The organism is Acinetobacter minutum (assembly GCF_035916735.1).
Taxonomy (GTDB): Bacteria; Pseudomonadota; Gammaproteobacteria; order Pseudomonadales; family Moraxellaceae; genus Acinetobacter.
On the sequence record NZ_JAQIHG010000048.1, the window covers coordinates 1 to 8496 of the forward strand.

12 protein-coding genes are annotated in these 8496 nt (G+C 35.8%); 5 read left to right on the plus strand and 7 right to left on the minus strand.

The annotated features are described in order from the left end of the window. On the plus strand, nt 1–234 hold a 234-nt coding region (locus tag PAE54_RS11990), incomplete at its 5' end, for a tetratricopeptide repeat protein (protein WP_326519604.1). Nucleotides 235–478: 244 nt separating this feature from the next. Here the strand turns inward: PAE54_RS11990 and PAE54_RS11995 are convergent. From PAE54_RS11995 to PAE54_RS12010, 4 genes are all read right to left on the minus strand, one after another. After that, entirely contained in the window at nt 479–622 is a 144-nt protein-coding gene (locus PAE54_RS11995; RefSeq protein WP_326519605.1) for a hypothetical protein, read from the minus strand. Between the two features lie 18 nt (nt 623–640). Then, nucleotides 641–1162, minus strand: a complete 522-nt coding sequence (locus PAE54_RS12000; RefSeq protein ID WP_326519606.1) for a plasmid replication DNA-binding protein — start codon at nt 1160–1162, stop codon at nt 641–643. A gap of 78 nt (nt 1163–1240) precedes the next feature. Then, nucleotides 1241–2179, minus strand: a complete 939-nt coding sequence (gene repM / locus PAE54_RS12005) for a replication initiation protein RepM (protein WP_326519607.1) — start codon at nt 2177–2179, stop codon at nt 1241–1243. Between the two features lie 553 nt (nt 2180–2732). Continuing rightward, nucleotides 2733–3074 carry a hypothetical protein gene (locus PAE54_RS12010; RefSeq protein ID WP_326519608.1) on the minus strand — a complete coding sequence of 114 codons (342 nt, stop codon included), beginning with the start codon at nt 3072–3074 and terminating at the stop codon, nt 2733–2735. A gap of 314 nt (nt 3075–3388) precedes the next feature. Between PAE54_RS12010 and PAE54_RS12015 the strand changes: the two genes are divergently transcribed. The 3 genes from PAE54_RS12015 (at nt 3389) to PAE54_RS12025 (ending at nt 5304) form a co-directional block, all read left to right on the plus strand. Next, nucleotides 3389–3757 carry a plasmid mobilization protein gene (locus tag PAE54_RS12015; protein ID WP_326519609.1) on the plus strand — a complete coding sequence of 123 codons (369 nt, stop codon included), beginning with the start codon at nt 3389–3391 and terminating at the stop codon, nt 3755–3757. Nucleotides 3758–3880: 123 nt separating this feature from the next. Next, nucleotides 3881–4966: a type II toxin-antitoxin system RnlA family toxin gene (locus tag PAE54_RS12020; RefSeq protein WP_326519610.1), complete on the plus strand. Its 1086-nt coding sequence runs from the start codon at nt 3881–3883 to the stop codon at nt 4964–4966. Continuing rightward, nucleotides 4963–5304 (plus strand): type II toxin-antitoxin system RnlB family antitoxin, encoded by a 342-nt coding sequence (locus PAE54_RS12025; protein WP_326519611.1) that lies wholly within the window; start codon nt 4963–4965, stop codon nt 5302–5304. Before PAE54_RS12020 ends, PAE54_RS12025 begins: the two co-directional genes overlap by 4 nt. A gap of 106 nt (nt 5305–5410) precedes the next feature. Here PAE54_RS12025 and PAE54_RS12030 read toward each other — a convergent pair whose 3' ends face one another. The 3 genes from PAE54_RS12030 to PAE54_RS12040 all read right to left on the minus strand — a co-directional run bounded on the left by PAE54_RS12030 (nt 5411) and on the right by PAE54_RS12040 (nt 7191). Beyond that, nucleotides 5411–6433 (minus strand): hypothetical protein, encoded by a 1023-nt coding sequence (locus tag PAE54_RS12030; RefSeq protein ID WP_326519612.1) that lies wholly within the window; start codon nt 6431–6433, stop codon nt 5411–5413. A 106-nt stretch (nt 6434–6539) separates the two neighbouring features. Beyond that, nucleotides 6540–6842 carry a helix-turn-helix domain-containing protein gene (locus PAE54_RS12035; protein ID WP_326519613.1) on the minus strand — a complete coding sequence of 101 codons (303 nt, stop codon included), beginning with the start codon at nt 6840–6842 and terminating at the stop codon, nt 6540–6542. Continuing rightward, complete coding sequence (locus PAE54_RS12040; RefSeq protein ID WP_326519614.1) at nt 6835–7191, minus strand: type II toxin-antitoxin system RelE/ParE family toxin; 357 nt, start codon at nt 7189–7191, stop codon at nt 6835–6837. The genes PAE54_RS12035 and PAE54_RS12040 overlap by 8 nt, the downstream gene beginning before the upstream one ends. A 646-nt stretch (nt 7192–7837) precedes the next feature. On the opposite strand from PAE54_RS12040, the gene PAE54_RS12045 reads away from it, so the two are divergent. Then, the coding region (locus tag PAE54_RS12045) for a tetratricopeptide repeat protein (protein ID WP_326519615.1) at nt 7838–8496 on the plus strand (659 nt) is incomplete at its 3' end.

Here is an 8496-nt window from a genome sequence, read left to right on the forward strand (position 1 = left end):
CTTGGAACCTTATATTATCAGGGAGAAGGAGTTCAGAAAGATTATGTACAAGCAGCTTATTGGATAAAAAAGGCAGCTGAACAGGGTAATGCTGAGGCACAACGTATTCTTGGAAGTATGTATCACGATGGAAAAGGAGTCCCTAAAGATGATAAACAAGCAGCTAATTGGTTGAAAAAGGCAACTGCACAGGGAGATAAGGTGGCACAACAGCTTCTTAGGGCGTATTTCTAAAAACCATACTCAAGCGGTGTATTGATTTGGTAGTGTGAATTTTTTAAGTGTCATTCATGTAGTTTTTCTAAAATTAACATAATACACCTTATGCGAAATCAATTGTATAAGTTGTTGTAAATCAATGTCTTATATTGGTTTTGAAAGCCCATCCTAGCAAGGTTGGGCTTTTTTATCTTTTTAACCTGTTCCACGCCTACTATTTAACCAATGTTCCACGACTTTGATTAGCTTAATTGAACAGTCATTGCTTCTGTTTCTGTTCTTTTTGGCGTTCTTCCAGCTCTTTTTTAAATGCCTTTTTGTCCTGATAGGATGCAATCAGCATGATTGGGATCAGTACTGGAGCAACCACAACCCCCAGGGCAATGTCTTTCAGTTTTGGCATGATCTTTCCCCTTATTGCTCAGTCATTATCAAAGACGGCATTCAGCACACGGCCAAATAAACCACGTTTTCTTGGTTCATGCTTAACATGCTCTGGGACAAGAATTTCCTTGTTTTCAGAAGTAGTCAATTCGTCATAGTTTGGCTCTGGCTCTAACCGAGGATCTGTTGCTATATCCTGGTTAGATTTCTGATCGGTAAACGTAGTCATATTGGCTTTTGGGGCTTCCAATAAGCGCTGCATCGTTTCAATCTGGTTTTGATAGAAGGATTCCCTGTCTTTGGCATCCGAAAGCTGATTTTTCAACATGTCTATCTGCTGTCTAAGCAGTAAAACTTCTGCCGAACTTAGACTGTCTATTTTTACAGGTTCTTTTACATCCGGTTTTTTAGCAGGTTCCCCAAATACCCGAATAGCTTCTGAGAAATCAATTTTGTTATCAGAATTTTTACTTAAAATTCCTTTATTTATATGATTGTAAATCGTTTGTCTGTTTATGCCGTAAAGCTTGGATAATTCTAAAACTGAAAGGCTTTTCATGATGTAAAACGATGCCTAATCTTGTAAAAATGTCTTGTCTATTAGACTGTCTAATAGACAAATCAGCAAGTCTATATTCTAGGTAGCCTTGAAGCCTACTTTTTGGAGGTAAGGGGATAGTTCTTTAAATTTCTCTGGAGTTTGGAGCATCTCAGCAATACGTACAGCGAACTGCTGATAGCTTTCTGTGCCATGAGAGTATTTACCCATTTCCGGAAGCTCCGAAAGTTTGTTTGCAAACAAGTGGCGTTGAGTATCAGTCATTTTGACAAATAAATCTGGTGTATTCGGATCACGTTTTAAATCTAAAGTCTTTTTAGATTTTGGTTGTGATTTTTTCTTAAATTTGAATGAAAAGCCTGAAATTACACGGCCTTTCTTATGTTGCTCATATTCTGCTTTTATATCTGTTTTTTCATTGATCTCTTTAATTGCTGGCTCAAGTACACGAGCTTTGAAATGATGCATACGTTGATATTCATTAATACCTATTCCAAGTTGTTCTCTAAAGTCCCCTAAATCAATTATTGGTACTTTACCGGTACTTCTCCATTGAATCAGTAGTTCATAAAGTCTGGCTGAATATACACTGTTTAATTGTGCTGTTTGACTTAGTAAGTACTGTGTAAAAAACTCTTTAACACCATCAATTCGACTAATCCCTTGAACTACAGCTAGTGTAAAAACTAGCTCTATTGCCCCTTCATCATCAAGATAACGAACTTGTTGAATCCACCGACTTTTAACTAGCTTCCCATCCTCGTCATAAAAACTGAACCTACGATTGAAAAGAGTATCTTCAGCCTCCTTCATACGCTGATAACCATTTTGCCTAGTTGTATTGAATACCTCTGCATAGCGTCTAGCATCAATGCGTAAAGGGGTGTCAGTACTTAATCCAGTCCCTGTCTCTCGCGCATCGACAATAGCAAGTTGAACAATATGCAGTTCAGCAAGAGTAAGAACCTGGAAGGCTTGATTTAAACGGTTTGTTTTTACAACTAAATCTTTTTTCATAATAGGTAACTAAATGCGTTTTTAAACACTAATATTTTTATGTGTTTGAATGGTAACAAAACATCATTTTAAACACTAATATTTTTATGTGTTTGAATGGTAACTAGATGTGTGCTTATGGGTAACTAGATGTGTGCTTATGGGTAACTAGATGTGTGCTTATGGGTAACTAGATGTGTGCTTATTAAGTCTGAAACCCTTGCTATTAAAGGCTTTTACAAGGCTGAAAAGCATTTAAAAACATTAAAAACAATTAAAAACCCAGTCATGAAAAAATTGCCCTTAGTTTTCGCTACGCTCAAACTCTATTGAATCTCGCTTTCGCTCGATTCGATGGGGCAATTTTCTGGCTTATGCTTACGTGAATTTAAAAAAGCAAATTTCAGCATGTGATCTAAGATCTTTGAGAAGGAAAAGTCTAAAAAGCGGTTTTTCAGAGGGTCTAGGGGCGAATTTCAGCGATTTCACTCGTAGACACTCGTTCTGTATCTTTCATTGTGAATTTGAGCATAGAGCGCAAATGAGAGCGATCTAGAGCAATGTTTAAATAGGGTCAGTAAAAATCTTTTCCCTTTGTATGAGGATCATAAGAAAATTTAGGCTTCCTATTGGTTAATTTTTCCAAGTTCCTCTCCGCATTGGTCATCTCTCTTTTTGGTTCAACAATAGAATGATTGTCCTGGTTTTTATCTTTTGACGTTTTTTCCTGATGAGGTTTTTTCTCGCTGATCCCCATTTTTTGTAAATTTCGTAGCAGTGTGCTGTATGAAATATTGTTTGCCAGCTCAGGTAGATCCGCATGAATTTCCTTAACTGTGTAACCATTTTCAAGCAGTTTTTTGACTTCTGGTAATGCTGCAATGATGAATTTCTTGGCACCATGTCGTGTGACCATAATTGCTTCCTTTTTCCAAAATTTATGCAATTTTATGCGATTAAGCGCGATTTTGTACGATTAAATGCTTTTATATAAAATTTAGTAAATTTATAAGCTTTTATATGCTTTTTTCCATTTTAATGTGCAATTTTATGCGATTAAATGCGAAACAGAGTGGGGTAAAAGTCGGCAAGATGTGTAATGTTGGCCAACATGCAAGCATGATTAGCACACCATTACCTCCTCTTATTCGCTTTTCAAGCTCAACGTGGCATCTTGTCCTGCGGAGCTTTTGGCACTGCCAAACTGTATTGTGATAAGGAATTAGAAAAATGTCTGATGATAAAAAGCCGAAACGAATACGCCAAAAAACGATTAAAGTCGTGGTGACTGAAGAAGAAAAATTGATGATCGAATCCAGGGCCAAAGAGGCCAATTTATCTAATTCTCAATATTTGCGTGATTTGGGTTTGGGCTATCAGCCTCAAAGCCTGACTGATATCAAAACCATCCAGGAGATCCGCAGTCTGAAAGCGGATCTGAATAAAGTGGGCGGTTTGCTTAAAAACCTCATGAGTGGTGAGCTGACTGATCCGAAAGAGATCAGATCCAGGGTGAATGGTTTGCTGCTGGACTTTTCCAGGAATCAAAATTCGATTGATTTGTTCATTTCAAAAGTCCGATCCAAGATCAAATTTTAAGACAGGACATTTCTATTTGGGGCTTACAACTGAATTTCGTATATGAGATTTTATGTTAAATCTTATAATTCAAATTATGATATAAAGCACTAATTTTAATAAAATATTTATGAGGGTAGTAAAGTGGCATCATCAAATCCATATAAAGATTTAGTCTTATTAAAAGAAAAAATAATGCCACTTATGGAAGAATTCAAAGAAAAACATAAAGTTAATATCATTCAAAAGAGTGCTACTGCTTCCAAAGAGGTTTTTGTAATTAGTAAAATCGGAATGCAAGATGGATTATTTGAAATTTATCATAATAATAAAGGGACAACGACTTTCAATCCTACCGGTAAAAACAAATCTATCGGGGAAATGCTAGCATCTTTCTTAGCCTCTCATGTTGCTGAGGAAAAAGGTCGAATTAATATGACGTTGGTTGGATATGAATATGAACATATTCAACCCATTGTTGAACTAATGTTAGATAAAAAAACAGAAGATGGGCAGCAAGTATTTCAGTATATAGAAACAGCAGAATTACATGGAACTAGATTTGATATATGTAATTTAATTTCTAAAGATACTTTACAAGTAACAGTTTATAAGTCCAAAAAAGTAGTTATTAAGGGCCTTCCGCTATCTTGCTATCATGAGTTTATTTTTCAATTTTCCATCCTTTTGGATGCAAATGGATTAGCCTATGTTTTTAGCCGAACTGATGAGAATTGTACTCAAGTTGTTGAAAAAAAGACGGTTATAAACAATCTAGAAGCAAAATTAGAAGAAAGTTATCAAAAGTTACCAGCTATTCTTAGAGATATGCTAATAAGTGGAGCATCTTTAAAAACAGTAGCTTTTGATCTGCCAGATTACAGTTGTTTTCTATATGCTGAATTACGAGCTTTAGAAGGTGTATTGAAACATATTTTAGGCGAATTTGATGAAATAGATCTTGATGAGAAAAATATCGGAGAACATTTTGATAAGATCAGTCCTCAAAAATTTACACTATCTTCAGAATATTCGTCTATCATTGGAAAAGAGGATCTAATAAAAGCTCTCAATGCTGCGTATTCTTTTTATAATCATCAAAGACATACGCTCTTCCATGTTGATAATGTCATTGTCACAACAAGGGTACTAATGAATTTTGATCAAGTATTACATCTGACAGATGATGTTTACAATCTGATCAAAAATCTATATAAAGCGATGCCATGAACAATATTCGTATATTAATGGATAAAAATATCGCCATTGTTACAGCATATGATGATATTAATCCTATGAATCGTCTTAACTTTATCTCTTCTGATCTTGAATACAAGGATTTCAGAGGCACGGTTCTGTTTGACTTATTCTTTTTTAATGGGTTTTCTTTTAACCGTTTCGCATCAATAGATTTTGATGGTAAGAAATTTCTGAAGAAAACTATCCAGACATTTTCTCATATAGACCCGAGTATAGAAGCTCAGCAGAATGAGTTAATTCTGGAGAATAAAGAAATGGTAAAGCAAAGTGTTCTGTCTACTAAAGAGATAGAAAATCTTTATAGCTAATTAATAATACCTCCCTAAAAATTGTACGAAATAAAAAAGCCCGAAGTTTTATCGGGCTTTTTTATTTTTCCATTAAATAGGATAGGTGATTTTAATCTTATAAATGCTATTGCTTCATTTCAACATATAAATTTTGAGGGATCGAAAAAATAAATTTTGTGACGGAGTTTATATTTTTTACATTACTTACAGTCCCATCTTTACGATAAATAGGTTTTTCTCCCTTGTAATGAACTAATAATGGAAAATATTCACTCCCATCATTCTGAATAGAAATTGTAGAATCGTATTCATAGTATGTAGGAGAGTTCTTGTCCATCCCACTCATTTCTCCCTTGGGTATCCAATTCAACGTAATGAAATCATTTTCAGGCAGTTTTAATATTACCCAGTCATCAGAATAATAGCCGTGGTTATGTGAAAATAGTCGATTAGAAATTGCACCTATTACGTTGTTTCCAATTGACTTAAATTCAATTGGTTTAATATCCATCTCAGGATCTTGTTGAGAGAGAAATACTAGTGCATCACCTCTATCAGGCTCCAAATTTTCTGGTGTACGAGTCACTAATGAGAAAGTGTTGTCGGTATTTTTCTTAAATACATATATGTCTACAATACGCAATGCAGTTCTATATGCGATGAAGGTATTGTCCTCTAGCAAGCCTTCGGTTGTAACCATCAGCATATAACGGTCTTCATTGTTTTTATTTTTATATTTCACAACATCAGACATTACGGCCCCATAGTAGTCCTGATATGAAAAAAGTTGCATGACTGAGTATGTTTGTTTTGTTTCTGGATCATATTTTTCTTTAGGTAGTTTTTCTAAAATAGGAGGTGGTGTAAGTAAGATACTATTTTCAATAGGTTTGAGATTATTAGAATTTATGGGATCACTGTAAGAAATATCATTGTTGTCAAAATCTATTTCATCAACCTTGCCATTAATTAGGCGACCACCATAAAAAGTTCGCATAACATTTTTAAACGATAAGTCAGGTATCTTGATTTCTTTTGAAGTTGAAGTAGAAAAACTATTTTTTTCAATTGGCTCAATTTTTACATTTGCACTTAATTCTGATTGAAATAGAATTGACCCTAAACTTATTAATAGTATTTTTTTCATAGTACTGAATGACCACTAGTTATTAAGATATATTAATTTATCTAAAATTAACATAATACGGATTATGCACATTAAAAAAAGGAGCTTATAGGCTCCCTTTTGACTGTTACACATTGAATCCTATATGTTTTCCTGTTGGAAGCTCTACATCAATACGGAGCTTTCCACCCATCGCTTCAACATACTTTTTCATGGTTGAGATCTTGAGATCCGTACCACGATTCTCAATTGCCGATAGTGATGGTTGTTTAATTCCCAAGGCTTCAGCAAGCTCTTTTTGAGAAATTTGCAGTTCTTCCCGAATCATATAGAGCTGGTTCTCTAATAGTAATTCGTCAGCCATCTTTTGAATACGAGCCTGACTCTCTGGAGAGCGGTGAGCTAGTAATTCCTGCAGAGTTTTAGCCATTAGATTGTTCTCCTAATGATGCGAGATGAAGCTCATATTGCTCGTCTGCAATTGCCAACATCTCTTTATAGAATCGCTTCTTACCGCCTTTATCTGCAATACACAGCACAATGGCTTGCCGTAATGGATCAAATGCAAAAAAGGCCCGGAGTGGTTTGCCTCGATGCTGAACACGTAGTTCTTTCATATTGGTAAATTTAGAGTCATACACGGTATCAACTAAAGGCCGACCTAAACTAGGTCCCTGCCGTTGTAGAACAACCAAAGCAGCCAAGACTTTCTCTTGTGTAGATTCATCTTGCTGTTCCAGCCATTCGTTAAACAGATCTGTCGTGATGACTGTCCACATGCCATAACCAAAATATAGATTACAGTCTATATTTTAAACCAGACTTTAATGATTGGCAAACAAGAATGAAAAAAGCCCGACATCCTGTCGGGCTTTTTCGTGTTCGGTGCTAGGTAGGGCTGTCTACCTCACGATCCTGGTGCGAGAACTTATCGTTATTGTTTTATGTTCCGGAACGTCCTGTTCCTGTATGACTTCATCATAAGTAAAAAATCGCAGCTGCCCTAGCCGCAAAATCCCTAAATGTCTGTGCGCCAGGGCGTACAAAAAAGGCTAAAAGTTGTCCCGGTTTTATCCGCAGAAATTGGGGATAAATTTTGTCCTGGACATCTGATGGGATCAGGGAAAACCGCAAAATTGACTACTTTTTAAACAATATGATTGGCGAAAGATGCCAGAATCGGACAGAAAAAAGCCGACTTGTTTCCAAATCAGCTTTTCGGGTTTGCGTCCCCGATTTCTTATAGCATAACTTACTGAAAAATAAAAATATTTAAGTCTGAATTTCGCATAATGCCCATTATGTCAAATGGGGGTTCCATACTTTATTTAGCTGAAGACTTTCTACAAAATTGGTAGCTATTCAAACTAGATATTGATTGAATGTAGAGAACATTTAATTCCATTAAAAATTATAGAGTTTTTTATGAAACAGTTCTGTGTGGGGCTTCTTGTTACATCAAGTATTTTTCTATCAGTATGCAGTACGTCAAAAGCAGAAGTTCTACCTTATTCTTCAAATTTGATTTTGATGGAAAAAGCAGCTGAACAGGGGGATGTTCTAACACAACTTCTTCTTGGAATGTCGTATGAGCTTGGAAAAGAAGCCCCTCAAGATTATGCACAAGCAGCTTATTGGTATCAAAAGGCAGCTGAACAGGGTAATGCTGAGGCACAACGTCTTCTTGCAAGTCTGTATTACAAGGGAAAAGGAGTCCAAAAAGATTATATAAAAGCAGCTTATTGGGCGGAAAAATCAGCTGAACAGGGTAATGCTGATGCACAATTGGGTATTGGAAATCTGTATTACCATGGAGAAGGAGTCCAAAAAGATTATATAAAAGCAGCTTATTGGATGAAAAAGGCAGCTGAACAGGGTAATACTGAGGCACAACAGATTATTGGAGCATGGTATTACTTTGGAAACAGAATTCAGAAAGATTATGTGCAAGCAGCTTATTGGTTGAAGAAGTCCTCTACTCAAGGGAATGCTAAGGCACAACGTATGCTTGGAACCTTATATTATCAGGGAGAAGGAGTTCAGAAAGATTATGTACAAGCAGCTTATTGGATAAAAAAGGCAGC

Coding starts and splice junctions, on each gene's coding strand:
- PAE54_RS11995 (WP_326519605.1), bottom strand. CDS start 622: ATGCCAAAACTGAAAGACATTGCCCTGGGGGTTGTGGTTGCTCCAGTA.
- PAE54_RS12000 (WP_326519606.1), bottom strand. CDS start 1,162: ATGAAAAGCCTTTCAGTTTTAGAATTATCCAAGCTTTACGGCATAAAC.
- repM (WP_326519607.1), bottom strand. CDS start 2,179: ATGAAAAAAGATTTAGTTGTAAAAACAAACCGTTTAAATCAAGCCTTC.
- PAE54_RS12010 (WP_326519608.1), bottom strand. CDS start 3,074: ATGGTCACACGACATGGTGCCAAGAAATTCATCATTGCAGCATTACCA.
- PAE54_RS12015 (WP_326519609.1), top strand. CDS start 3,389: ATGTCTGATGATAAAAAGCCGAAACGAATACGCCAAAAAACGATTAAA.
- PAE54_RS12025 (WP_326519611.1), top strand. CDS start 4,963: ATGAACAATATTCGTATATTAATGGATAAAAATATCGCCATTGTTACA.
- PAE54_RS12030 (WP_326519612.1), bottom strand. CDS start 6,433: ATGAAAAAAATACTATTAATAAGTTTAGGGTCAATTCTATTTCAATCA.
- PAE54_RS12035 (WP_326519613.1), bottom strand. CDS start 6,842: ATGGCTAAAACTCTGCAGGAATTACTAGCTCACCGCTCTCCAGAGAGT.
- PAE54_RS12040 (WP_326519614.1), bottom strand. CDS start 7,191: ATGTGGACAGTCATCACGACAGATCTGTTTAACGAATGGCTGGAACAG.